This window comes from Pseudomonas sp. 5Ae-yellow, from assembly GCF_014077575.1.
Taxonomy (GTDB): domain Bacteria; phylum Pseudomonadota; class Gammaproteobacteria; order Pseudomonadales; family Pseudomonadaceae; genus Halopseudomonas; species Halopseudomonas neustonica.
This window is the reverse complement of the sequence record NZ_JACGWE010000005.1, coordinates 145,416-168,783: the sequence shown is the minus strand read 5'-3', so window position 1 is coordinate 168,783 and position 23,368 is coordinate 145,416. Positions and strand designations below refer to the sequence as shown.

Here is a 23,368-nt window from a genome sequence, read left to right as displayed (position 1 = left end):
GTTTTTTCACATCAACCGACTCAGATGCAGTCTTCGACTGACTTGAGCGGGTAATGCGCCGGGTAAGGCAGAGTCGCCACACCGGAGTCGATAGCCGCCTGAGCAACCGCAGCAGGCACCTTCTCGATCAAACGAACGTCCATCGGCTTGGGAATGATGTACTCACGACCAAATGACAGCTCGATTCCGCCGTAGGCTTCAGAGACGTATTCAGGCACTGGCTCTTTGGCCAGTTCACGGATAGCGTGAACGGCGGCAATCTTCATTTCTTCGTTGATACGGGTCGCACGAACGTCGAGCGCACCACGGAAGATGAAGGGGAAGCCCAGTACGTTGTTGACCTGGTTCGGGTAATCGGAACGGCCAGTCGCCATGATCACGTCAGGACGTGCGGCATGCGCCAGCTCAGGATCAATTTCCGGATCAGGGTTGGAGCAAGCAAACACGATGGGGTTTTCCGCCATCAGTTTCAGCTCGGCCGGTTGCAGCAGGTTCGGACCAGACAGGCCAACGAACACATCAGCACCTTTCATGGCATCAGCCAGGGTACGTTTTTCAGTCTCGGTCGCGAAGATGGCCTTGTACTCGTTCAGGTCATCACGGCCGGAGTGAATCACACCCTTACGGTCGAGCATGTAGATGTTTTCGGTCTTGGCGCCCATGCTGACCAGCAGCTTCATACAGGCAATAGCAGCAGCACCAGCACCCAGACAAACGATCTTGGCGTCTTCGATGGTCTTGTCAGCCAGCTCCAGCGCGTTGATCATCGCGGCAGCGGTAACGATCGCGGTGCCGTGCTGGTCATCATGGAATACCGGGATGTCGCACTGTTCGATCAGCGCGCGCTCGATTTCAAAGCACTCGGGCGCCTTGATATCTTCGAGGTTGATGCCACCGAAAGTGCATGAAATGCGCTTAACAGTATCAATGAAAGCCTGTGGGCTCTCGGCTTCAACTTCGATGTCGAATACGTCGATACCAGCAAAGCGCTTGAACAGCACGCCCTTGCCTTCCATTACCGGCTTGCTGGCCAGCGGGCCAAGATTACCCAGACCCAGAATGGCGGTACCGTCGGAGATAACGGCAACCAGGTTGCCCTTACCGGTGTATTTATAGGCGTTTTCCAGATCCTTGGCGATTTCACGCACCGGTTCTGCTACACCCGGGCTGTAGGCCAGTGCCAGATCACGCGCAGTGGCGGTCGGCTTGGTCAGTTCTACGCTCAGTTTGCCTGGACGCGGATGTGCGTGGTAGGCGAGTGCATCAGTTCTCAAATCAGACATGGTCAATAGTTTCCGGTCAGGTTGCTCATGCGGACGACGGAGAATACAGAAAAGGTGTATGGCTCACAAGGTTATTCACCGCATCAATGTCAAGGACATTATCTTACAACTTTGAGTCATATTGATGGCAGGCTGGCTGCTTTGCGCGACTAACTGTGATAACGCTTATAATCGCCGAATCTGCAGCGGGTGGCGCACATTGAGCATGAAACGCCGGAATCCGGGGCGCATACCACCCCAGTTTTGTCGATCAATAATCCAGCCGCGCAGCTCCAGCTCGGCACCAATCCAGCTACGATCAGGCAAGGATCCAAAAGCCTCGCTATCAGCGGCGATAAAGCGCAGCGTCAAAGGCCCCTCGAGATCAACCCACAGCGTATTGCCCGCCCGATTGACTGCGCCAACCTTGCCGCGTACCAGATGAAAGCCACCGCTGCGCAGGTCACTCGTCGCAACGACTGGCTGCTCCTGCCATAACCCCTGGCGCGCATCACGGGCAACCTGCTCTGCCGCCGCATGACAAGCAACCATCGCCACATTAGGCGGAATCGCTACGGCATAACCCACGCCCCTGGCCAGCAGTTGTGCTTCCAGATTGCGCCCCTGCTCGTCAAACAGGTAACCCAGAGTACGGCCATAGCGATCGGTTGCCTCGCTGCCGGTAACCAAATAAAGCGTCGCATCCTCGGCCAACGCCTGCAGCGCGCGCCGGGCTGCCTGCGCATAGGGCTCGGATGGCTTGCCATTACGCCCCAGCTCGGGGGAATTGATACCAATCAAACGCACGCGGCGGCCATCACGCAGGCGAAGGGTATCGCCATCGGTAACCCGCTGAGTCTGCACCGCTTCGGCGCCTGCCGGCATGACACAGGGATCGTCGTGCGACTGCGCGTAGACCGGCAGCGCCAACAGACAGGCAACAAAAAAGGCGCCCCAATGGGACGCCTTTTTTCGATTGGACAATGCCACCAAGGCCTGTCTGGTCGTCTTACTTGCTGCTGACTGCGCCGAAACGCTGCTTGAAGCGCTCGATACGTCCGCCAGTGTCCAGAACCTTCTGCTTACCGGTGTAGAAAGGGTGACACTCGGAGCATACGTCCAGGTGGATAGGGGCACACAGGCTGGAACGGGTAGTGATCACGTTACCGCAGCTGCAGGTAGCCTTGATTTCTTCGTACTTGGGATGCAAATCAGCTTTCATGGTCTTTCCTCGGTTGGTTTGTGCCGCCACCGGATCAACCTGATCAGGCACCGCACTCACTAAACTATCTACCAGTCCCGTGGCTGAATGCAAGGCTTGCATACAGAGTGACCGGAAATTAGGCCGGCGATGATAACAGAATCCTTCCTTTACGCAAGCCCGGCGTTTTTCGATGGCGGTGGTAACATGGGCCTCTGCTAAACGGAGTCTGCTACGTGCCACCACTGATCCTGCAAGTTGCCCTGCCCTCGCCCCTGCGGCGCCTGTTCGACTATCAGGCACCTGAGGGTGTAGCGCATGAGCAGCTGCGGGTTGGTCAGCGGGTGCGAGTGCCCTTTGGTCGACGATCAATGATCGGCGTGATTGCCGGATTGAGCGAGCACACAAAGGTGCCAAGCGGCAAACTCAAGCCGGCCGAAGCGCTGATCGACACCGCGCCGCTATTGCCGGCGAGCATGTGGAAGCTGTGCCTGTGGACAGCACGCTACTATCAGCATGGCTTGGGCGATACGCTGAATGTGGCGCTGCCGGTGCTCTTACGCCAGGGTGAGCCCGCACTGGCGCGTCAGGATCGACTATGGCAACTGCTGCCGGGCGCCTATCCGGAGCACCCGGCCATCCAGCGCGCGCCCAAGCAGAAGCAGGCCGTGCAGGTATTGGCCCAACATCCGCATGGCCTATCGCACGCCCTGATTTCGCAGTGGGGGCTTAACCGCGCCGCGCTGGAGGCACTGGAAGAAAAGGGCCTGGTGCAGCGGATAGAGCAGTCACCGCACCACGTCGCCGAACCGCTTCCTTTATTACGGCAGGCTCCGCTAACGGCCAATGACGAGCAGCAAGCCGCGCTGGATGCGATTCTTGGTAAAACCGGTTTTAACGCCTGGTTGCTGGAAGGCGTGACCGGCAGCGGCAAGACCGAAGTATATCTGCAGGCTATTGAGCAGTGCCTGCGCAGCGGCCATCAGGCCCTGGTACTGATTCCCGAGATCGGCCTGACGCCACAAACCCTTGAGCGCTTCCAACAGCGTTTCAGTGCCCCGGTAGTGATTTTGCACTCGGGCCTCAACGACCGTGAACGACTCGACGCCTGGATCGCTGCCCGCGAAGGCGAGGCCGGTATCGTCATTGGGACCCGCTCGGCCATTTTCACTCCGCTCGCGCGCCCTGGGCTGATCATCGTCGATGAAGAGCACGATCTGTCGTATAAGCAGCAGGAAGGGCTGCGCTACAACGCGCGTGATCTGGCTGTGTACCGCGCTCACCTGGAAGATGTTGCCATTATTCTGGGCTCGGCCACGCCCTCGCTGGAAAGCCTGCATAACGTCGAGCAGGGCCGCTATCAGCTATTGCGCCTGAGCCAACGCGCCGGCAACGCCAAGCCGCCGAGCTTTCAGTGCCTGGATATACGCAGTCGCCCACTGGAAGGCGGCTTATCACGCCCCCTTACCCTGCTGATTGGCGACCACCTGAATAAAGGCAATCAGGTCCTGGTTTTCATCAACCGGCGCGGCTTTGCCCCCACCCTGATGTGCCATGACTGCGGCTGGATCGCCGAGTGCAAGCGCTGCGATGCACGAATGACGGTGCACCAGTCACCGGCACACCTGCATTGTCATCACTGCAACAGCCAGCGGCCGCTAGATAAGCACTGCCCCAAATGCCAGGGCACCGACCTGCGCCCGCTAGGCGCCGGTACCGAGCGAACCGAAGAGTACCTGAATGAGCGTTTCCCGGATTTTCCGGTGTTGCGTATCGACCGCGAGAGCATGAGCCGCAAAAAGGCCATGCAGCAGATGATGGAGACCATCCAGAGTGCGCAACCATGCATCCTGGTCGGCACCCAGATGCTCGCCAAAGGGCATCATTTTCCGGACGTCACTCTGGTCGCCATTCTGGATGCCGACGGCGGGTTGTTCTCAGCTGACTTCCGCGGCCCGGAACGCATGGCGCAGATGATCACCCAGGTCGCCGGTCGCGCTGGCCGCGCCGAGAAACCAGGCCAAGTCATTATTCAAACCCATATGGCCGAGCATCCACTGCTGATCGAGCTGACCGAGCAGGACTATGCCGCCATTGCCAAGCGCGAACTGGCCGAGCGCGCCGTCTCACAGCTACCGCCCTACCGTTTCATGGCGCTGCTGCGCGCTGAGGCCAATAACGCCTACGCCGCCAACCAGTTTCTGGAAGAGGCCCTGCAGCAAGCAGAGCAATTAGTAGCTCAACATCAACTCGACGAGATCGACCTGCTGGGCCCGGTGCCCTCGCCCATGGAAAGACGTGCCGGCCGCTACCGCGCGCAACTGCTGTTGCAGGCAGCCCAGCGCTCCACCTTGCACCAGGTAGTGCATCTGCTACTGCCTATCCTGGAGCAGCACCCGGAGTCACGTCGGGTGCGCTGGTCGATTGATATAGATCCGTTGGACATGTTCTGAGCTGAACATTTGGCAATGTGCCCGTTAGCACGGATAATGTCGGGTTTTCACTAGGCACCTGCCGGATACTCCATTAAATGAAGAACCTGATCAGCCAGCTTCTGGCCACCGCCGTCGAATCACTCAAGAACGAAGGCGTACTGCCAGCCGACATCAATCCCAATATTCAGGTGGAGACCGCCCGCGACAAGACGCATGGCGACTTCGCCAGCAATCTGGCAATGATGCTGGCCAAACCAGCCAAAATGAAGCCGCGCGACCTGGCAGATAAAATCGTTGCGGCACTGCCCGCGCACCAGGCTGTCTCCAGCGTAAACATCGCTGGCCCCGGCTTCATCAACTTTTTCCAGGACAGCGGCTGGCTTGCCGCACAACTGCAAGCCGCACTGGACGACGACCGACTGAGCGCGCGCGCCGCCGGCGACACGCAAACCGTGGTGGTGGATTACTCCGCGCCCAACCTGGCCAAGGAAATGCACGTTGGTCACCTGCGCTCATCCATCATCGGTGATGCCGTTGCCCATGTACTGGAGTATCTCGGCCACACCGTGATCCGCCAGAACCACGTTGGCGACTGGGGTACCCAGTTCGGTATGTTGCTGGCCTTTATGGAAGAGAACCCGGTTGAAGCCGAGGCCGAGCTGGGCGATCTTGAGAACTTCTATCGCCAGGCGAAGAAACGCTTTGATGAAAGCGCCGAGTTCGCCAACCGCGCGCGTGAGCGCGTCGTGCAACTGCAGGCTGGCGACCCCGAGTGTCTGGCTCTGTGGAACCGCTTCAACCAGATTTCCCTCGGCCACTGCCAGGCTGTCTACGACCGCCTGGGTGTGAGCCTCACTCCCGCCGACGTGCGCGGCGAAAGCGCCTATAACGACCAACTCGCCGGTATCGTCAGCGACCTGCGTGCAGCAGGCCTGATAACCGAAAGCGAAGGCGCGCAGTGCGTATTCCTCGATGAGTTCAAAAACAGTGAAGACAAGCCCCTGCCCGTGATAGTGCAGAAGGCGGGTGGCGGTTACCTGTACGCCACCACTGATCTAGCGGCCATGCGTTATCGCTACTCGCAGCTACACGCCGACCGCGTGCTCTACTTTGTCGACCAGCGTCAGGCACTGCACTTTCAGCAGGTGTTTGCCGTCGCCCGCAAGGCAGGCTTCGTGCCCGCCGACATGCAACTTGAGCACATGGGCTTTGGCACCATGAATGGCGCCGATGGCCGCCCGTTCAAAACCCGCGACGGCGGCACTATCAAACTGATCGACCTGCTTGATGAGGCCGAGCAACGCGCCCACACACTGGTCGCCGAAAAGAATCCCGAGTTACCTGCCAGTGAACTGCGCGAGATTGCTGCCGCCGTTGGTATCGGCGCGGTGAAATATGCCGACCTGTCCAAGCATCGCAGCAGCGATTACAGCTTCAATTTTGATCAGATGCTCAGCTTTGAAGGCAACACCGCGCCCTACCTGATGTATGCCTATACCCGTGTCGCCAGCGTGTTCCGTAAACTGGAGCGGCCCATGAGCCAGCTGGACGACCTGGCACCGCTGGTGCTGGAAGCGCCGAACGAGGTTGAGCTGGGCGCGCATCTGGCGCAATTCGGCAACACCCTCAACTATGTTGCCCGCGAGGGTACTCCCCACGTACTCTGCCATTACCTGTACGAGCTGGCCGGCCGCTTCTCCAGCTTTTACGAGCAGTGCCCGATTCTGGCAGCCGACAACCAGGCCCAGCGTGACAGCCGCCTGCGCCTCGCCGCATTGACCGGGCGTACGCTGCAGCAAGGCCTCACCCTACTTGGTATCAACACATTGGAGCGCATGTAAGACGCATGGCTAAAGGACGCAAAGCAGCCCCCCGTCGCGGCGCCAGCCGCGCGCAATCCGCCAGCAAGCGCAAAGGCATTCCCGGCTGGCTATGGCTGGTCAGCGGACTGGTGATCGGCTTGTTCGTGGCTTTCCTGTTCCAGCTGGAACCAGGTCACGACAACGTCAAACGCAGCCCTGCGCCACCCAAGCCAAGCAACAATGCGGCGGTCAGGCCTGAGCAGCCAGAAAAGCCGCGTTATGACTTCTATACCCTGCTGCCCGAGTCAGAGGTAATAGTCCCGGAGAATACCGGCAAGGTAGAAACACCGCCTGAACCGGAAAAAACGCCGGAAGCTAGCGCCGAGAGTACCGCGCGTTACTACCTGCAGGCTGGCTCCTTCAAGCAAAAGGCCGACGCTGATCGCGTGCGCGCACAGATCTTGTTGCTCGGCCTGGACGTACACCTGGAGAGCGCCAAACTCAACGACGGCCAGACCTGGCATCGCGTACAGGTAGGACCATTCAACAACAAGGACAGCCTCGACCAGGCGCAGAGCACCCTCAGCGGTAACGGCTTCCAGAACCTGCTGCCACAACAACGCTCGCGCTAATCACTACCAATCTCAGCCCGGATGATTTAACGCGTTCGGGCTGAGTAGACACCTCGCACCACCGCCTTGCCTTGAAATCCCCTCGCTAGCCCCCAGATAGTTTTCAGGCAGCTTGTTGCCTCCTATTTTCCACAGCCAACCAGGAGTTGCGCGTGACTACAATCGTATCCGTCCGTCGACACGGCAAGGTCGTGATCGGTGGCGACGGCCAGGTCTCCCTCGGCAATACCGTCATGAAGGGCAATGCTCGCAAGGTACGTCGCCTTTATAAAGACCAGGTTATCGCTGGTTTCGCCGGCGGCACCGCCGACGCTTTCACACTGTTCGAGCGCTTTGAAGCGCAGCTGGAAAAACACCAGGGCAACCTGGTCCGTGCCGCTGTTGAGTTGGCCAAGGACTGGCGCACCGATCGTGCGCTGCGCAAACTTGAAGCCCTGTTGGCTGTGGCCAACAAAGATGCATCCCTGATCATTACCGGTAACGGGGACGTGATCGAACCCGAGCACGGGTTGATTGCCATTGGTTCTGGCGGACCTTTCGCTCAAGCCTCGGCTACGGCACTGTTGCGCCATACCGAGATGTCCGCTCGCGACATCGTCGAATCCAGTTTGGGTATCGCCGGTGAGATATGCATCTATACCAACCACAACCAGACAATCGAGGAGCTGGACGCCAATACCTGAGGCGCCCGGAAGCACAAGCATGTCCATGACCCCACGCGAGATTGTCCATGAACTGGACCGCCATATCATTGGCCAGCAGGACGCCAAGCGCGCCGTTGCCATAGCCCTGCGCAATCGCTGGCGCCGCCAGCAGCTGCCCGATGAGCTGCGCGCCGAAGTCACGCCTAAAAACATCTTGATGATAGGCCCGACCGGTGTCGGTAAAACCGAAATTGCCCGCCGCCTGGCCAAGCTGGCCCAAGCACCTTTCATCAAAGTCGAAGCGACCAAGTTCACCGAAGTGGGCTATGTTGGCCGCGATGTTGAATCCATCATCCGCGACCTGATCGACGCTGCACTCAAGCTGCTGCGCGAGCAGGAAATGGTCAAAGTGCGCTTCCGCGCTGAAGACGCCGCAGAAGAGCGCATTCTTGATGCCCTGCTGCCACCGGCTCGCCAAGCCACCGGCGATCAGCCCGAGCGCGCAGAAAACAGCACGCGCCAGCTATTCCGCAAACGTCTGCGCGAAGGTGAGCTGGACGACAAGGACATCGAGATCGAGGTTTCCGAAGCGCCGATGGGCGTAGAAATCATGACGCCGCCCGGTATGGAAGAGATGACCAGCCAGCTGCAGAACATGTTCTCGAACCTGGGTAAGGATAAGAAGAAATCCCGCACCCTCAAGGTGAAGGAAGCGCTCAAGCTGGTACGCGACGAAGAAGCCGCCAAGATGGTCAACGAAGACGAGCTCAAGGGCCGCGCCATTGAAGCCGTCGAGCAAAACGGGATTGTCTTTATCGACGAGATCGACAAGGTCAGCAAGCGCGGTGATAGCGGCGGCGGTGCCGATGTATCACGCGAAGGCGTGCAGCGCGACCTGCTGCCGCTGATTGAAGGCTGCACGGTGAACACCAAGTTCGGCATGGTCAAAACCGACCATATCCTTTTCATCGCATCGGGTGCTTTCCACCTGACCAAGCCGTCAGATCTGATTCCCGAGCTGCAAGGTCGTTTGCCGATCCGCGTCGAGCTGCAATCACTGACACCCGGTGACTTCGAGCGCATTCTCACCGAACCGGATGCCTCTCTAACCGAGCAGTACCGTGCCTTGATGAAGACCGAGGAGCTGAACATCGAGTTCAGTAAAGATGCCATCTCCCGCTTGGCTGAAATTGCCTGGCAGGTCAATGAGAAAACCGAGAATATCGGTGCTCGTCGCCTGCATACGGTACTCGAACGCCTGCTGGAAGAAGTCTCCTTCAGCGCTGGCGACCTGGCATCCAAGCATACCGAAGAGCCCCTGATGATTGATGCGGCTTATGTCGACAAGCACCTGGGTGAGCTGGCGGTTAACGAAGATCTGTCACGCTATATTCTCTAAACCCAGCCGTAAGCGCGAAGCTGGAAGCCACGAGCGGGCCGTGCCCACATCACCGCCCGCTTCTAGCTTCTAGCTTCTAGCTTCTAGCTTCGACAGGATAGTTTTGATGCCAATTGCTCCAATACCCACCACCATCCAACTGCAAAAAACCTCTCGCAGCCTGCGGCTGGGTTACGCCGATGGCCGCGAGTTTGTCTTGCCGGCGGAATACCTGCGGGTGCTCTCGCCTTCTGCGGAAGTGCGTGGGCACGGCCAGCCCATTCTGCAAACCGGCAAGCAGGAAGTTGGCCTGACCGGCGTCGAGACCGCCGGGCGTTATGCGCTGAAATTGGTCTTTGACGATGGCCATGACAGCGGCCTTTATACCTGGGCCTACCTCTACCAGCTCGCCACCGAACAGGAGACCCGTTGGCAGCACTATCTGGATCAACTGCACACTGCCGGTGCCTCGCGCGACCCGCACACCTCAGCTATACGACTCTTACCCTAAGCTCTATATCACTGCTTTTTCCCTCGCAATGCTCTAGCACAGGGCATCCACGCAACGCCCAACTCTCGCCTCCGCCAACATCCTAATTGTTGGCATATCACATGCTTGTAAAGCTTCCCGGGATATCGTCAAACGACCAAAAAAAACGTGCGATGGTTTTTAAATAGTTTTCTTAACAGCCTCTGACCCTCGTGCTAAGTTGTCTCAAGGGTGCGACACCAGAAGCCAGATATGACTACTTGCTGATGATCCACCGCACTGGCTTCCCTGCCTCAGATTGGAGCTTTGAAAATGGGTAATAAAATAAATGACGATTTGAGTCAAAAAACGAGTGAAAGCATCCTCGGCCCCAACCCGGTTATCGGTGTTCCTACTCGCGACTTGATCAGTACCGCACGCATGGTCATGCGCCAGACCGTTAAACAGCCGGTACACAGCCTTAAGCATATCGGTCGCCTGGGTCTTGCGGTAAAGGATGTGATGATCGGCCGCTCGGAGATTGCGCCCGCGCCGGAAGATCGGCGCTTTGCTGATCCGACCTGGAATCAGAACCCGGTTTACCGGCGCTACATGCAAACCTATCTGGCCTGGCGCAAAGAGCTCAACACCTGGATAAGTACTGCCGATCTGGCTGAGCAGGATGTTAGCCGTGCGCAATTTGTCATTGCCCTGATGACAGAGGCCATGTCGCCAACCAATACCGCACTCAACCCGGCGGCACTAAAACGCTTTTTCGAGACCGGCGGCAAAAGCCTGCTAGACGGTCTGACCCATCTGGCGCAGGACATTGCCCATAACGGCGGCATGCCCAGCCAGGTCAACATGAATGCCTTTGAGGTCGGCGGGAACCTCGCCATCACCAAGGGCTCGGTGGTCTTCCGCAATGAAGTGCTGGAGCTGATCCAGTACAAACCACTGACCGAAGAAGTCTACGAGCGTCCGGTGCTGGTCGTGCCGCCGCAGATCAACAAGTTCTATGTCTTCGACTTGTCGCCGGAAAAAAGTCTGGCGCGCTACCTGTCGGTCAGCCATATGCAGACCTTTGTGGTCAGCTGGCGTAACCCGACCAAGGCACACCGAGAATGGGGCCTGAGCACCTATATCGAAGCGCTCAAGGAAGCCATCGACGTCATTCTCAAGATCACCGGCAGCAAAGACGTCAGTATGCTCGGCGCCTGTTCCGGCGGTATCACCACTGTCTCTCTATTGGGCCACTATGCCGCGCTGAAAGAGAAGAAAGTGCACTCCTTCACCCTGCTGGTCAGCGTGCTGGATACGCAAATCAAGACCCAGGTCGCGCTCTTTGCCGACGAACGCTCTATTGAGGCGGCACGGCGTATGTCCTACCAGCATGGCGTGCTGGAGGGTCGTGACATGGCCAAGATATTTGCCTGGATGCGCCCCAACGATCTGGTCTGGAACTACTGGGTCAATAACTACCTGCTGGGGAACGAGCCACCGGTATTCGATATCCTGTTCTGGAACAACGACACCACGCGCCTGCCCGCCGCACTGCATGGCGAGTTCCTGGAAATGTTCAAGTCCAACCCGCTGACCCGCCCCGGCGCACTGGAAGTCTGCGGCACACCGATTGATCTCAAACAGGTCAAGAGCGACTACTACGTGATCGCCGGTCTGAACGATCACATCACGCCATGGGAAGCCTGCTTCAAGTCAGCGCAACTACTGGGTGGTAAATGTGAGTTTGTATTGTCATCCAGCGGTCATATTCAGAGTATTCTGAATCCGCCCGGTAACCCCAAGGCTCGCTTCTTTACCAATAGCGAGATGAGCGACGATTCGAAAAAGTGGCTGGAAACGGCGACCAAGCAATCCGACTCCTGGTGGCAGCATTGGCGTGACTGGCTGCATGCGCGCGGTGGCAAGCGCAAAGCAGCACCGGCAATCCTGGGCAATGACGAGTACCCGGCGCTGGAACCAGCTCCCGGCACCTACGTTCACGAACGCTAATACGCGTCTTTACGGGAAGCGCCCATGCCGCAGAACTATATTTTTCGCACCATTGAGCTGGACGGTCAGTACCTGCGTACTGCCGTTCGGCCTGGTAACAGCAGCTTGCCTCCGCTGCTGATATTCAACGGTATCGGCGCCAACCTGGAACTGGTGTTTCCCTTCGTTGCAGCTCTGGACCCGGAGCTGGAAGTCATTGCCTTTGACGTGCCCGGCGTGGGCGGTTCATCTACGCCGGCTACCCCCTTTCGTTTTCCCGGACTGGCCAAGCTGGCCGCGCGCATGCTGGACTACCTCGACTACTCGCAGGTCAACGTCATTGGTGTCTCCTGGGGTGGCGCACTGGCTCAGCAGTTTGCCTACAGCTACCCCGAGCGCTGCAAGAAGCTGATCCTGGCAGCCACCTCTGCGGGCGCTGTCATGGTGCCGGGCAGGCCTAAAGTGCTGTTGAAGATGGCCAGCCCGCGTCGCTACATCCAGCCATCGCACGGGGTAAAAATCGCGCCGGACATCTACGGTGGTGCCTTCCGCCGCGACCCGCATCTGGCGGAGAATCATGCCAACAAGGTGCGTTCATCCGGCAAGCTGGGGTACTACTGGCAGCTGTTTGCCGGTCTCGGCTGGACCAGCATTCACTGGCTGCACAAAATTCGCCAGCCAACGCTGATTCTGGCGGGCGATGATGATCCGCTGATCCCGCTGGTCAATATGCGCCTGCTAGCGTGGCGCATCCCCAATTCCGAACTACACATCATTGATGACGGGCACCTGTTTCTGATTACCCGTGCGCAGAGCGTTGCACCGCTGATTATGACCTTCCTCTCGGAAGAGAAGCAGCCTGCGGTGATTCGCCAAACACCCAGTGCCTTGGTGAAGGGCTGAAATAGGCGCTAGCTCACAAAGGCGAACCGCTGCCTGGCGCTGGGGCTGGTACCTGCCAGCCTTTGCGGTAGACTGCAGACTAACGAGTCACCATCTGGACCGGAACCCCTGGATGCGCGCAAGACCCCAAGGACAATCACTCGCAGGATCCATGAACGCGGATCTGTCCCGGAGTCTTCTCGCCCTGTTGCGCACCACCCTCGCGCAACCGCGCCATCACCAGCAATATCTGTGTCGTGTTACCCGCTTGAGCCTCCTGGCACTGCAGGGACGACTCGATAGCGATGCGCTAGCCCACGATAAACGCTTTCAGCATGCAGGCTGGCAACGCCCGCTGCAGCGCCGCTTGCTGCAACTTTGGCAGGCATGGCAGACCCCCTTGCAGGAATGGCTCAATGGCCTTGATGTCGATGAGTCCGAGCGCGCCAACCTGCGCTGGTTACTGGCCCAGCTGAGCGCGGCCAGCGCGCCATCCAACAGCCCGTTCAACCCCGACATTCTCGACGCCACCCGACACAGCGGCGGCGGCAATTTATGTCGCGGGGTGGCGCACCTGCTGACCGACCGGCTTACCGCGCGCCCACTGGCCATGCCTGAACCTGACAGCACCTATCGCATAGGTCACGAACTGGCGCCAAGCTGCGGGACCATTATCCAACGCCAACCCAGCTACGAGCTGATTCATTACGCGCCGCTGACCGCAGAGCAGCACAGCCGCCCTTTGCTGATTATTCCACCGCCGATCAATCGCTATTACCTGCTCGACCTGACCCCTGAAACCAGCCTGGTACAACACGCCCTGAGTCAGGGTATATCGGTCTACCTGATCAGCTGGCGCAACCCCAATCCCAGCCACTGCAACTGGGGGCTCGGGCACTATGTAAAAGCGAGCCGCGCCGCGCTTGGCAGCGTATTGGCAACCAGCGCCAGCAGCCAGGCCAGCCTGATGGGCGTCTGCTCCGGCGGCCTGATTGCCAGTCTCCTCGCCAGTTGGCTGCAAACCCACGGTGAAGCTGACTGCCTTAGCGCACTCAGCCTATTGGTTACACCGCTGGACACTCGCTTGCAGACGGATATTCACCGCCTGACCGGCAGCGCCACGCAGCAACAGCTCAGACGTCAGGTGTGGCGTCAGGGCTACCTAGATGAGCGCAGTATGGGTAGCCTGTTTACCTGGATGAAACCCGAGCAGTTGCTCTGGGCGCCGGCCATTGAACGCTACGCGCTAGGCCGCGAGCTGACCACCAGCCCGGTCAGCACCTGGAGCCACGACAACACCCGCCTGCCCGCTCAGTTGGTCGAAGATCTGCTCGACCTGCTGCAACGCGACCCCCTCAGCCACCCCGGTAGCCTGCAGATAAACGGCGAGATGATTGATTGTCAGAGCTTGGCGCTACCAAGCTGGCACCTGGCTGCCGAGCACGATCACATAGTGCCCTGGCACAACGCCTTTCCCGCGCAACGGCTCGGTGGCGACCGCATCTTCACCCTCTGTCGCGGTGGTCATATCCAAGGGCTGCTGTGCCCGCCCGGACAGCCGCGCGCGGGCTATTACAGCGGGCCAGTAACAAACGATACCCAGCCGCAGAGCTGGCAGAGCAACGCGACCGACACAGAGGGCAGTTGGTGGCCAGCCTGGACCGACTGGCTGAAATCCCACAGCGGTGCGCTGCAGCCGGCCATCACCCCGATTCTGGACGCAGACCTGGGCCCTGCGCCCGGACGCTACGTTCACCAGCTCTGAGGAATACCATGAAAACCCGTGACCGTATCCTGCTCTGCGCTTTGGAGCTATTCAACGAACAGGGCGAGCCGAACGTCACCACGCTGGATATGGCTAACGAGCTGGATATCAGCCCCGGCAATCTCTACTACCACTTCAAGGGCAAAGAGGCGTTGCTGGAGGTCCTGATCGACGACTTTCTGCTCAGCACCCGCAGCCTGCTAAGCCCCGCAGACGATCCGGATGAGGTCTCACCGGAAGACCTCTGGCTACTCCTGCACTTGCTGTTTGAGGCCATTGCCACCTACCGCTTCCTGTTTCAAGACCTCTCCAACCTGATGAGCCGCTACCCCTTCATTCGCCATGCAATGCAGGCCTGGCTGCATCAGCTGCGGCAATGCCTCGCGCATATCCTGCTGATGATGCGCGCCGCCGAGCACCTTCACTGCAACGATGAAGGGATGCAGCGCTTGCTGGATGCCGTCTGCCAGACCTGTCTGTTCTGGCTGGACTATCAGCGCATTGTTGCGGTTGAGCAGCCTGATCCGGCGGCCGGGGTGCAGCAGGTGTTGGGGTTGTTGTTGCCTTATCTGGATGAGGAAACCGAGGAGTGGATGCAGGCGTTGATCGATCGATATAGTTGAGGCTCGGTTTGGCTGTCTTAGATATTACTCAACAGCAAGACGTGCAAATTTGTGATTCGTACAGGCTTCGTAAGTGTTTATTTTTTATGCTTTTCGCCTAGAGGCGAAAACTCTCATGGACAGCTTCACCGCCGCCTACGAACCCGCACTTATACAAATAGTTGCCTACCAAATATTACTCAGAGGAAACGGCCGAAACCAACTAGAGCCCAATAAAAAACCCCGAACAGCAACACTGTTCGGGGTTCTATTTACTGCTATCGCAACCTATCGAATCAAGACTCGCTAGGCTTGGTCGCCGCCGGCGTTGATGCCGGTGCGGCTGGCGCTGCCGGTTCTGCTGCTTTCACAGCAGTGGGCGTCGCCTTAGGCTTGGCGGGCGCCTTGGGCTTTGCTGCTGCCCGAGGTTTGGCCGGTGCCTTGCGTGCGGTAGCTGGCTTGGCTGCCGTGGTGCTGCTGGCGCTTGACGTTGCCTTGGCAGCGGGCTTTTTAGCCGCTGGCTTGGCTGCAGTCGTACGCTTGGCAGCAGGCTTGGCCGCTGGCTTACTGGCTGCTGTCGTCGCGGCGGCAGCGGGTTTAGTCGCTGCAGCGCGTGGCTTGGCCTTGGGCGCCGCTTTGGCAGCCGGCGCCTTGCCTGACGTCATTTGCTCAATCAGCTTGGTCAGTTCATCAACCTTGCTGTTAAGTGCTTTGACCTCAGACTGCGAGGGCACTCCGAGGCGGGCGACAGCGCTGTTGAGGCGCTTGTCGAAGGCTTCTTCCAGCTCACTCCACTTACCGGTTAAGCGACCCTTGGCTTTGTCAGCCTTGGATTTCGCCTCATCGAGTGGGCTCTTGCTGGCCTTGGCTTTGCCTTTCAGGGTATCGACCTGTTTGTCGATCTCTGCCTTGGCTTTCTTCTCGGCTACTTCGCCGTCCTTGATCAGATTTTCAAAGAGCTTAACGCCCTCTTTACCGACCTTGGCATAAGCACCCAAGCCAGCTAACCAGATCTGACGTGAGTAACTTTCGATATCGGCAACCCAACCAGGGTCCTTATCCTTCTTCTTACCCGCCATGGAGCAACTCCTTTTTGACCGTTACTTGCTTTGCAGTGACTTGAGTGCAGCACTCAGATCATCAAGCTTAGCAGACAGCTGGTCAATGTCCTTCTTACTCGGGATACCCATACGACCCAAAGTAGAAGCAACGCGCTCGTCGAACACTTCTTCTACCTTGCTGAAACGGCCGCCGGTTTTTTCCTGTACCTTTTCCTTGAAGGACTCGATACGGCTATTAGCTGCGTCAACCTGGGTGGAGACAATTTCCTTACCCTGCTTCTCTACAGCTTCGCCTTCAGTAACCAGCTTCTTGAAGTAGTCAGCGCCTTCCTTGCCAGCTTTGGCGTAAGCGCCAAGGCCTGCCAACCAGATCTGGTGAGCGTAGCTCTTCACGTCGTTGGCGAAGGTAGTGGCGTTGTCTTCGATTTTCTTAGCGGTAGTAGTCTTGGCCATGTTGGTAACTCCTGATCAATTGGTGATACTGCGATGGACCGATTACCGATCCTTGATCTGCAAGCTACGCTTCGGAATTAGAAAAGACATACTAAAAACCGGACAACGGCAAAATCAGGCCAAATATTTTTGCAGCGCCTTATCGATCTCGCCTTTCACCATGCCCGCCATCGGTGTGAGCATCAGGCCCAGTTTGACCACCACGCGCACATCCGAGTCCGACACATGGACCGTGCCGTCAGCGCCACTGCGCTTAAAGGTCAAGACGTCGCCCTGCCAGGCACATTTGGCATCCAGCTTTTGCGCCAGCTTGTCGGCCAGCAGCTGCGCCTGTTCCTTGGCTTTTTCCTTGCCCAGATTGTGCTCGCGGGTAATGTCTACGGTCGCCATCGGCTGCTCCATGGGTTTTTCAAATAAGTGATTGCCTAGCATGCCGCAAAGCCTGCGGAACGTCATCCCAACAATTGCGTCACATGCAGTAGCAGCGGCGGCAAGCCGCACCGCTAACAAGCCGTTGAAAAACGTAGGCGACGACTGCATGGATACAAGCGGTAGATTTTCAACAGCTTGCTAATTCACCGCCGGGCCGGAAAAAGTGGTTAGAATGGGGCCTGATTTTGCCAGGGCAGACTGATTTCATGAGCGATAAACAGAACTCCGATAACACCACCCACTTTGGCTTCCAAACCGTTGCCGAATCCGAGAAGGCGCAGCGCGTCGCCGAGGTATTTCATTCGGTAGCCGCCAAGTACGACATCATGAATGATCTGATGTCCGGCGGTATTCACCGGATCTGGAAACGCTTCACCATTGAGCTGTCCGGTGTGCGCCCCGGTAATCGCGTGCTGGATATCGCCGGCGGTACCGGTGATCTGACGCGCCGCTTTGCCAAGCGTGTTGGGCCTGAGGGCGAAGTCATCCTCGCTGACATCAACGCGTCCATGTTGAAAGTAGGCCGCGATCGCCTGCTGGATCTGGGTGTAGCCGGGAATGTGCGTTTTGTGCAGGCCGATGCCGAGGCGCTGCCCTTCCCCGATAATTACTTTGATTGCATTACCATCGCCTTTGGTCTGCGCAACGTAACCCACAAAGATGCAGCCATCGCATCCATGCTGCGGGTACTCAAGCCAGGCGGGCGCTTGCTGATCCTGGAGTTTTCCAAGCCCAAGAGTGAACTGCTCTCCAAAGCCTACGATCAGTACAGCTTCAAGCTGCTGCCATTTATGGGCAAACTGGTGGCCAATGATGCCGAGAGCTATCGCTATTTGGCTGAGTCGATCCGCATGCATCCGGATCAGGAAACCCTCAAGGCGATGATGGTCGAAGCCGGTTTTGCCCGCGTGACCTATCACAACATGACCGGCGGCATCGTGGCACTACATCGCGGGATCAAGCCCTGATGTTACCCGCCGCGTTGCTGACCGCCGCGCAGCGCAGCATGGAAGCCGCGCTGAAACGCGACGCGCTGACAGCCACACGGCTCGGCGCGCTGAGTGGCAAAGTGATCCTGATCACCGCGCGCGAACCGGCTTGGCAACTCTATCTGTTACCCACAGCGGGTAGCATCCAGTTGCTGGCCGAGCATACCGGCGATGCGGATTGCCAACTCAGCGCACCGAGCGCGGTACTGGCCAAGCTACTGATCAGCAGCGACCGCAAAGCGCTGATGCAAGACCCCGAGCTGGCACTCACGGGTGACAGCCAGGTGCTGATTACGCTGCAAAATATCATCAGCGATCTCAAGCTGGACGGCGAAGCCGAGCTCCAGCGCTGGCTTGGCCCGGTGCCAGCGCATGCCATTGGCAGCCTGCTACGCCGCAGTCACCAATGGGGCAAAGACAGCCGCGAGAGTTTGCGCCTGACGTTGGGCGAATACCTGACCGAAGAAAGCCGCCAGTTGGTGGGCAAGGCCGAGGCTCGTGCCAGCGCCGAGCTACTCCACGAGATGCGCCTACAGCTTGACCGGCTCGAAGCCCGCGTTGCCCTGCTAAACCCAACTGATCCGGATACACCAGACGCATGAGACTGACTGCCTTTACGCGCCTGCTGCGCATCCTGCACATCTTCGCCCGCTACCGGCTTGACCAGATCTTGCTGGAGTTGCCGCTGCCCTTGCTGGCCCGTTTGGGCCTCAAGCTCGGTCCCTGGCGTCTGCGCCCCGCACCCAAGCAACTCAGCCGCGGTGCCCGTCTACGCATGGCCTGCGAAGACCTGGGGCCGGTCTTCATCAAGTTTGGTCAGATCCTGTCCACTCGCCGCGATCTCATGCCCGACGATATCGCACTAGAGCTGGCCTTCCTGCAGGACAAAGTGCCGCCTTTCCCGGCTGACAAGGCCCGCGCGCGCATAGAAGAGCAGCTGGGGCAGAGCATCGAATCGGTGTTTGCCGAATTCAGCGATGAAGCCCTGGCCTCCGCGTCCGTCGCGCAAGTGCATGCGGCACGCCTGCATGACGGCACTGAGGTAGTAGTCAAAGTAGTGCGTCCGGCGATTGGCGAAGTGATCGATCAGGACATTCAATGGCTGTACCTAGCCGCCCGCGCGTTGGAGCGCGTCTCCGCCGAAGGCCGCCGTCTGCGCCCGGTGGAGGTAGTTGAAGACTACGAGCGCACCATTTTTGATGAACTCGATCTACACCGCGAAGCCGCCAACGCCTCGCAGCTGCGCCGCAATTTTGAAGGCTCCGAATCCCTGTATATCCCCAAGGTGTACTGGAACTGGTGCCGCCACAAAGTGCTGGTTATGGAACGCATCAGCGGCATTCCGGTGACTGACCTGGCGGCACTCGCCGATCAGCGCACCGACATGAAAAAGCTGGCCGAGCGTGGCGTCGAGATTTTCTTCACCCAGGTATTTCGCGACAGCTTCTTCCACGCCGACATGCACCCCGGCAATATCTTTATTTCGCGCGCCCATCCGTGGGAACCACAGTACATCGCCATCGACTTCGGCATTGTCGGCAGCCTCACGCCGGAAGATCAGAGCTATCTGGCGCGCAACCTGATGGCGTTCTTTAATCGCGATTACCGCCGCGTGGCCCAGCTGCATATCGACTCCGGCTGGATTCCCGCCGACACCCGCGTCAACGAATTTGAAGCCGCCATTCGCAGCGTCTGTGAGCCCATCTTTGAGCGGCCACTGAGCGAGATTTCCTTTGGTCAATTGCTCCTGCGTCTGTTCCAGACCGCCCGTCGCTTCCAGATGGAAGTGCAGCCGCAGCTGGTGCTGTTGCAAAAAACCCTGTTGAACATCGAAGGCCTGGGCCGTCAGCTGTACCCCGACCTCGACCTATGGACCACGGCTCAGCCCTATCTTGAGCGCTGGATGCGCGAGCGCATGTTGCCGCAGCATCAGGCCAAGGTTTGGCAGCAGCATCTGGAGCGGGTGCCCGCGCTGATCGAGACCACCCACAAGGCGCTGCAAAACATTGCCGAACGGCCAGTCGAGCGCCCGCCGGAACCACAGCGTAATCGCTGGGCCCTGCGGGTAGCCGGTATTGCTCTGCTGGTACTGGGCAGCAGCACGCTCGGCGGCGATCCCAACTTGTGGCTCAATGCAGCGCCGGCACAATGGGTGTTAATCGCCGTCGGGGGCTGGCTGATTCTGCGCCGCGCGTAGTCAGCAACCACCAGAACTGGCACACTTGCCCACTTGGCAGATAGACACCGATAGACGACAGACCATGACTGATACCGCCTCAAACAGCGACTGGCTCGACAACATCAAATGGGATGCTGACGGGCTGGTACCCGCGATAGCCCAGGATGTGCACACCCAGCGTGTGCTCATGGTGGCCTGGATGAACCGCGAAGCCCTGCAGCTGACGGTGCAGGAAGGCCGCGGCATTTACTGGTCGCGCTCGCGCCAGCGCCTGTGGCGCAAGGGCGAAGAATCCGGCAATGTGCAGCGACTACACGAACTGCGACTGGACTGCGACGCCGATGTCATCATCCTGCAGGTAGAGCAGATCGGCGGCATTGCCTGTCATACTGGCCGTCAGAGCTGTTTCTACCGGGTACTCAAAGATGGCGAGTGGCACACCGTGGATGCGGTGATAAAAGATCCGGCCGACTTATACAAGAATCCGAAAGAGTAACCCAGCATGTCTGATACCCTAAGCCAACTGGCCGTAGTGCTGGAACAACGCAAACAAGCCGCCGCTGACAGCTCCTACGTCGCCAGCCTGCACGCCAAGGGCCTGAACAAGATTCTCGAAAAGGTGGGTGAGGAGTGCACTGAAACACTGCTCGCCGCCAAGGACTGTCAGCATAGCGACGACAAGTCCGATTTGATCTACGAAACCGCTGACCTGTGGTTCCATTCACTGGTCATGCTCAGTCACCTAGGCCTTGGCCCGGATGACATACTCAAGGAACTTGAACGCCGCTTTGATCTGTCCGGTCTGGAAGAGAAAGCGTCGCGCTCCCAATAAGCAGGGCTAAGCCCCGGAGGTTGTAATGGGTTTTGGTGGAATCAGTCTGTGGCAACTGTTGATCGTTCTGGCGATCGTCATTTTGCTGTTCGGTACCAAGCGTCTGAAAAACATCGGCGGTGACCTGGGCGACGCCATCAAGGGCTTTCGCAAGTCCATGAATGACGATGAAAAGCCCTCGGTGGAGAGCAAGCCAGGCGAAACCCTGGATGCCAAAGCCGAAGAGCACAAACAGGACACTCAGTCCAAGCCGTAACCTCAACAGGTCCTGACCCATGTTCGACATCGGCTTTCTGGAAATGCTGGTGGTGGCGGTACTCGCCCTGCTGGTACTCGGCCCGGAACGGCTCCCCGGTGCTATTCGCACCGTAAGCCTGACCATCGGCCGAATCAAGCGCGGCTTCTCCGACGTGCGCAATCAGGTTGAGCGTGAGATTGGCGCCGATGAAATCCGTCAGCAGCTGAACAACGAGCGCATCATGGCCGAGCTGGAAAAAAGCGGCCTGAATGGCGGCAGCCCGGCCAAAAGTAACAGCAATGTGAAACCTGCCGGTCAACAAAGCGTCACGCAAACGCAGCAGACTACGCAGACGCCTGTCGACTCCGCCGCAGAAGAACCCGATGACCAGCAAGCACCCCGCCATGAGCAACCCTAACCTCCCCTCCGGCAAGACCGGTGCCGATATGCCGCTGGTCGCGCACCTGACCGAACTGCGTTCGCGCCTACTGCGTATCGTCTGCATCTGGCTGGTGATCTTTGCCGCGCTGTTTTACTTTGCCAATGACATCTACAGCTTCGTCTCTGAGCCATTGCGCGCGCTGATGCCCGCTGGCACAAGCATGATTGCCACCGACGTAGCCTCACCCTTTCTGACGCCATTCAAGCTCACGCTGATCAGCGCCCTGTTCCTGGCCATGCCCTTTGTGCTGCATCAGATCTGGAGCTTCATCGCCCCCGGTCTGTACAAGCACGAGAAGCGCCTGGCAGTGCCGCTACTGGCGTCCAGCATTATCCTGTTCTACAGCGGTATGGCCTTCGCCTACTTTGTGGTCTTTCCGCTGGTCTTCGGCTTCTTCACCAGCGCCGCGCCCGAAGGCGTCGCGGTGATGACCGATATCAACAGCTACCTCGACTTTGTGCTCACCCTGTTCATGGCCTTTGGTCTGTCCTTCGAGATCCCCGTTGCGACCGTGCTGCTGGTACTGGCTGGCGTAGTGGATGTGCAATCACTGACCAAAGCGCGCCCCTACGTCGTAGTCGGCTGCTTCGCCGTTGGCATGGTGTTGACCCCGCCGGACGTTATCTCCCAGACCCTGCTCGCGTTGCCCATGTGGCTGCTGTATGAAGTGGGCATTGTGTTCAGCCGCTTTGTTCGCGCCCGTCCTCGCGGCGAACAGGAAGAAGAGCAAGACAAGCCAGCAGCATGAACCTGCTGCTGCTGGAAGACCGCGACTTTATCGATGAGCACCAGGTGCGCCTGAACGGCCGCCGCCTGGCGCACATGCAAGCCATCCAGCAGGTCGTCGTGGGCGATAGCTTGCGCGTTGGCCGCATCAACGGGTTGATGGGCCAGGGTGAAGTCACTGCACTTGAGCAGGATCACGCCGAGCTGCGCATCCAACTCGACACACCGCCGCCAGCCAAACTACCGCTCACCCTATTGCTGGCCATGCCACGGCCAAAAATGTTCCGCCGCATCCTGCAGCACTGCGCCACCCTGGGCGTACCCGAGATAATCCTGCTGAACAGCTACCGGGTGGAAAAGAGCTTCTGGCAAACGCCCTTTCTGCAGCCCGACGTGATCCGCGAAAACCTGCTACTCGGTCTGGAACAGGCGCGCGATAGCGTGCTGCCCACAGTGCGCATCGAGAAACGCTTCAAACCCTTCGTCGAAGACAGCCTACCCGGCCTGATCAACAATCAGCTTGCCCTGGTCGCCCACCCAGGCGACTATCCCGCCTGTCCGCGCGGCATCGACCAACCGCTGACCCTGGCCATCGGCCCCGAAGGCGGCTGGATTCCCTACGAAGTAGAGAAACTGGTGGAAGCCGGCATGCAGCCGGTGCAATTGGGCGAGCGGATTCTGCGCGTAGAAACAGCCGTTACGGCGTTGCTGGCGCGGCTGTACTAACCCGTCCCCCATCCTAGAATGGCTCACTGATCTGTACTTTTCAGCGCGCGACTGCGACCAAACCGATACGCTTGGGAGTGGCAGCGTCTCCTTGCTCAGACAAACGCAATAACGAAGCCTGCAGACCAACCAAAAGCACCGGCATGTGCTGATTGGCTACGTTCGCCTTATACTTGCCCACACGACGCCCGCCAGATGACAACACACTCGCTTCACGGAACGAAAC

General features: G+C 58.7%; 26 protein-coding genes. 19 read left to right on the top strand and 7 right to left on the bottom strand.

Features of this window, described 5'->3' with window-relative positions:
* Window positions 1-20 precede the first annotated feature (20 nt).
* From H4J77_RS05535 to rpmE, 3 genes are all read right to left on the bottom strand, one after another.
* Window positions 21-1,283, bottom strand: coding sequence for a malic enzyme-like NAD(P)-binding protein (locus H4J77_RS05535; protein ID WP_123890066.1), 1,263 nt, complete (start codon window positions 1,281-1,283; stop codon window positions 21-23).
* A gap of 165 nt (window positions 1,284-1,448) precedes the next feature.
* On the bottom strand, window positions 1,449-2,246 hold the full coding sequence (locus H4J77_RS05530) for a thermonuclease family protein (RefSeq protein WP_182247415.1): 798 nt from the start codon (window positions 2,244-2,246) through the stop codon (window positions 1,449-1,451).
* Window positions 2,247-2,271: 25 nt separating this feature from the next.
* Entirely contained in the window at window positions 2,272-2,484 is a 213-nt protein-coding gene (gene rpmE, locus H4J77_RS05525; RefSeq protein WP_092287436.1) for a 50S ribosomal protein L31, read from the bottom strand.
* A gap of 215 nt (window positions 2,485-2,699) precedes the next feature.
* Here rpmE and H4J77_RS05520 point away from each other — a divergent pair, with 215 nt between their 5' ends.
* From H4J77_RS05520 to H4J77_RS05475, 10 genes are all read left to right on the top strand, one after another.
* On the top strand, window positions 2,700-4,916 hold the full coding sequence (locus H4J77_RS05520; RefSeq protein WP_182247413.1) for a primosomal protein N': 2,217 nt from the start codon (window positions 2,700-2,702) through the stop codon (window positions 4,914-4,916).
* Between the two features lie 77 nt (window positions 4,917-4,993).
* Window positions 4,994-6,739, top strand: coding sequence for an arginine--tRNA ligase (gene argS / locus H4J77_RS05515; RefSeq protein ID WP_123890060.1), 1,746 nt, complete (start codon window positions 4,994-4,996; stop codon window positions 6,737-6,739).
* A gap of 5 nt (window positions 6,740-6,744) precedes the next feature.
* Window positions 6,745-7,332 carry an SPOR domain-containing protein gene (locus H4J77_RS05510; RefSeq protein WP_182247411.1) on the top strand — a complete coding sequence of 196 codons (588 nt, stop codon included), beginning with the start codon at window positions 6,745-6,747 and terminating at the stop codon, window positions 7,330-7,332.
* Between the two features lie 152 nt (window positions 7,333-7,484).
* A complete protein-coding gene (gene hslV, locus H4J77_RS05505) occupies window positions 7,485-8,015 on the top strand; it encodes an ATP-dependent protease subunit HslV (protein WP_123890056.1) in 531 nt (176 codons plus the stop codon).
* 19 nt (window positions 8,016-8,034) lie between these two features.
* The gene (gene hslU, locus H4J77_RS05500; protein WP_123890054.1) at window positions 8,035-9,375 is read left to right on the top strand and encodes an HslU--HslV peptidase ATPase subunit; all 1,341 of its coding nucleotides are present in this window, start codon (window positions 8,035-8,037) and stop codon (window positions 9,373-9,375) included.
* 106 nt (window positions 9,376-9,481) lie between these two features.
* A complete protein-coding gene (locus H4J77_RS05495) occupies window positions 9,482-9,865 on the top strand; it encodes a gamma-butyrobetaine hydroxylase-like domain-containing protein (protein ID WP_182247409.1) in 384 nt (127 codons plus the stop codon).
* 291 nt (window positions 9,866-10,156) lie between these two features.
* The gene (gene phaC, locus H4J77_RS05490; RefSeq protein WP_123890050.1) at window positions 10,157-11,836 is read left to right on the top strand and encodes a class II poly(R)-hydroxyalkanoic acid synthase; all 1,680 of its coding nucleotides are present in this window, start codon (window positions 10,157-10,159) and stop codon (window positions 11,834-11,836) included.
* A 24-nt stretch (window positions 11,837-11,860) separates the two neighbouring features.
* Window positions 11,861-12,718 (top strand): poly(3-hydroxyalkanoate) depolymerase, encoded by an 858-nt coding sequence (gene phaZ / locus H4J77_RS05485; RefSeq protein ID WP_123890048.1) that lies wholly within the window; start codon window positions 11,861-11,863, stop codon window positions 12,716-12,718.
* Between the two features lie 151 nt (window positions 12,719-12,869).
* Complete coding sequence (locus H4J77_RS05480) at window positions 12,870-14,462, top strand: alpha/beta hydrolase (protein ID WP_182247407.1); 1,593 nt, start codon at window positions 12,870-12,872, stop codon at window positions 14,460-14,462.
* An 8-nt stretch (window positions 14,463-14,470) separates the two neighbouring features.
* Window positions 14,471-15,085, top strand: coding sequence for a TetR/AcrR family transcriptional regulator (locus tag H4J77_RS05475; protein ID WP_123890044.1), 615 nt, complete (start codon window positions 14,471-14,473; stop codon window positions 15,083-15,085).
* Window positions 15,086-15,360: 275 nt separating this feature from the next.
* Here H4J77_RS05475 and H4J77_RS05470 read toward each other — a convergent pair whose 3' ends face one another.
* The 3 genes from H4J77_RS05470 to H4J77_RS05460 form a co-directional block, all read right to left on the bottom strand.
* A complete protein-coding gene (locus H4J77_RS05470; protein WP_182247405.1) occupies window positions 15,361-16,143 on the bottom strand; it encodes a phasin family protein in 783 nt (260 codons plus the stop codon).
* Window positions 16,144-16,164: 21 nt separating this feature from the next.
* Window positions 16,165-16,578, bottom strand: a complete 414-nt coding sequence (locus H4J77_RS05465; RefSeq protein WP_182247403.1) for a phasin family protein — start codon at window positions 16,576-16,578, stop codon at window positions 16,165-16,167.
* 114 nt (window positions 16,579-16,692) lie between these two features.
* Complete coding sequence (locus H4J77_RS05460; RefSeq protein ID WP_123890038.1) at window positions 16,693-16,968, bottom strand: polyhydroxyalkanoic acid system family protein; 276 nt, start codon at window positions 16,966-16,968, stop codon at window positions 16,693-16,695.
* Between the two features lie 248 nt (window positions 16,969-17,216).
* Between H4J77_RS05460 and ubiE the strand changes: the two genes are divergently transcribed.
* From ubiE to H4J77_RS05415, 9 genes are all read left to right on the top strand, one after another.
* Window positions 17,217-17,978, top strand: a complete 762-nt coding sequence (ubiE, locus tag H4J77_RS05455) for a bifunctional demethylmenaquinone methyltransferase/2-methoxy-6-polyprenyl-1,4-benzoquinol methylase UbiE (protein ID WP_123890036.1) — start codon at window positions 17,217-17,219, stop codon at window positions 17,976-17,978.
* Window positions 17,978-18,601, top strand: coding sequence for an SCP2 domain-containing protein (locus H4J77_RS05450; RefSeq protein ID WP_182247401.1), 624 nt, complete (start codon window positions 17,978-17,980; stop codon window positions 18,599-18,601). Before ubiE ends, H4J77_RS05450 begins: the two co-directional genes overlap by 1 nt.
* On the top strand, window positions 18,598-20,196 hold the full coding sequence (gene ubiB / locus H4J77_RS05445; RefSeq protein WP_182247399.1) for a ubiquinone biosynthesis regulatory protein kinase UbiB: 1,599 nt from the start codon (window positions 18,598-18,600) through the stop codon (window positions 20,194-20,196). The genes H4J77_RS05450 and ubiB overlap by 4 nt, the downstream gene beginning before the upstream one ends.
* Window positions 20,197-20,260: 64 nt before the next feature.
* Window positions 20,261-20,674 (top strand): phosphoribosyl-AMP cyclohydrolase, encoded by a 414-nt coding sequence (gene hisI / locus H4J77_RS05440; RefSeq protein WP_182247397.1) that lies wholly within the window; start codon window positions 20,261-20,263, stop codon window positions 20,672-20,674.
* Between the two features lie 6 nt (window positions 20,675-20,680).
* Complete coding sequence (locus H4J77_RS05435) at window positions 20,681-21,010, top strand: phosphoribosyl-ATP diphosphatase (protein WP_123890029.1); 330 nt, start codon at window positions 20,681-20,683, stop codon at window positions 21,008-21,010.
* 25 nt (window positions 21,011-21,035) lie between these two features.
* Entirely contained in the window at window positions 21,036-21,266 is a 231-nt protein-coding gene (gene tatA / locus H4J77_RS05430; protein ID WP_123890027.1) for a twin-arginine translocase TatA/TatE family subunit, read from the top strand.
* A gap of 19 nt (window positions 21,267-21,285) precedes the next feature.
* A complete protein-coding gene (gene tatB / locus H4J77_RS05425) occupies window positions 21,286-21,666 on the top strand; it encodes a Sec-independent protein translocase protein TatB (RefSeq protein ID WP_123890025.1) in 381 nt (126 codons plus the stop codon).
* The gene (gene tatC / locus H4J77_RS05420; protein ID WP_220469261.1) at window positions 21,653-22,438 is read left to right on the top strand and encodes a twin-arginine translocase subunit TatC; all 786 of its coding nucleotides are present in this window, start codon (window positions 21,653-21,655) and stop codon (window positions 22,436-22,438) included. Before tatB ends, tatC begins: the two co-directional genes overlap by 14 nt.
* Window positions 22,435-23,142, top strand: coding sequence for a 16S rRNA (uracil(1498)-N(3))-methyltransferase (locus H4J77_RS05415; RefSeq protein ID WP_182247395.1), 708 nt, complete (start codon window positions 22,435-22,437; stop codon window positions 23,140-23,142). The genes tatC and H4J77_RS05415 overlap by 4 nt, the downstream gene beginning before the upstream one ends.
* A 40-nt stretch (window positions 23,143-23,182) precedes the next feature.
* Here the strand turns inward: H4J77_RS05415 and H4J77_RS05410 are convergent, their stop codons facing one another.
* The gene (locus H4J77_RS05410) at window positions 23,183-23,323 is read right to left on the bottom strand and encodes a hypothetical protein (RefSeq protein WP_182247394.1); all 141 of its coding nucleotides are present in this window, start codon (window positions 23,321-23,323) and stop codon (window positions 23,183-23,185) included.
* Window positions 23,324-23,368: the final 45 nt, after the last annotated feature.

Coding starts and splice junctions, on each gene's coding strand:
- H4J77_RS05535 (WP_123890066.1), bottom strand. CDS start 1,283: ATGTCTGATTTGAGAACTGATGCACTCGCCTACCACGCACATCCGCGT.
- rpmE (WP_092287436.1), bottom strand. CDS start 2,484: ATGAAAGCTGATTTGCATCCCAAGTACGAAGAAATCAAGGCTACCTGC.
- argS (WP_123890060.1), top strand. CDS start 4,994: ATGAAGAACCTGATCAGCCAGCTTCTGGCCACCGCCGTCGAATCACTC.
- H4J77_RS05510 (WP_182247411.1), top strand. CDS start 6,745: ATGGCTAAAGGACGCAAAGCAGCCCCCCGTCGCGGCGCCAGCCGCGCG.
- hslU (WP_123890054.1), top strand. CDS start 8,035: ATGTCCATGACCCCACGCGAGATTGTCCATGAACTGGACCGCCATATC.
- H4J77_RS05495 (WP_182247409.1), top strand. CDS start 9,482: ATGCCAATTGCTCCAATACCCACCACCATCCAACTGCAAAAAACCTCT.
- phaC (WP_123890050.1), top strand. CDS start 10,157: ATGGGTAATAAAATAAATGACGATTTGAGTCAAAAAACGAGTGAAAGC.
- phaZ (WP_123890048.1), top strand. CDS start 11,861: ATGCCGCAGAACTATATTTTTCGCACCATTGAGCTGGACGGTCAGTAC.
- H4J77_RS05480 (WP_182247407.1), top strand. CDS start 12,870: ATGAACGCGGATCTGTCCCGGAGTCTTCTCGCCCTGTTGCGCACCACC.
- H4J77_RS05475 (WP_123890044.1), top strand. CDS start 14,471: ATGAAAACCCGTGACCGTATCCTGCTCTGCGCTTTGGAGCTATTCAAC.
- H4J77_RS05470 (WP_182247405.1), bottom strand. CDS start 16,143: ATGGCGGGTAAGAAGAAGGATAAGGACCCTGGTTGGGTTGCCGATATC.
- H4J77_RS05465 (WP_182247403.1), bottom strand. CDS start 16,578: ATGGCCAAGACTACTACCGCTAAGAAAATCGAAGACAACGCCACTACC.
- H4J77_RS05460 (WP_123890038.1), bottom strand. CDS start 16,968: ATGGCGACCGTAGACATTACCCGCGAGCACAATCTGGGCAAGGAAAAA.
- ubiE (WP_123890036.1), top strand. CDS start 17,217: ATGAGCGATAAACAGAACTCCGATAACACCACCCACTTTGGCTTCCAA.
- H4J77_RS05450 (WP_182247401.1), top strand. CDS start 17,978: ATGTTACCCGCCGCGTTGCTGACCGCCGCGCAGCGCAGCATGGAAGCC.
- ubiB (WP_182247399.1), top strand. CDS start 18,598: ATGAGACTGACTGCCTTTACGCGCCTGCTGCGCATCCTGCACATCTTC.
- hisI (WP_182247397.1), top strand. CDS start 20,261: ATGACTGATACCGCCTCAAACAGCGACTGGCTCGACAACATCAAATGG.
- H4J77_RS05435 (WP_123890029.1), top strand. CDS start 20,681: ATGTCTGATACCCTAAGCCAACTGGCCGTAGTGCTGGAACAACGCAAA.
- tatA (WP_123890027.1), top strand. CDS start 21,036: ATGGGTTTTGGTGGAATCAGTCTGTGGCAACTGTTGATCGTTCTGGCG.
- tatB (WP_123890025.1), top strand. CDS start 21,286: ATGTTCGACATCGGCTTTCTGGAAATGCTGGTGGTGGCGGTACTCGCC.
- tatC (WP_220469261.1), top strand. CDS start 21,653: ATGAGCAACCCTAACCTCCCCTCCGGCAAGACCGGTGCCGATATGCCG.
- H4J77_RS05415 (WP_182247395.1), top strand. CDS start 22,435: ATGAACCTGCTGCTGCTGGAAGACCGCGACTTTATCGATGAGCACCAG.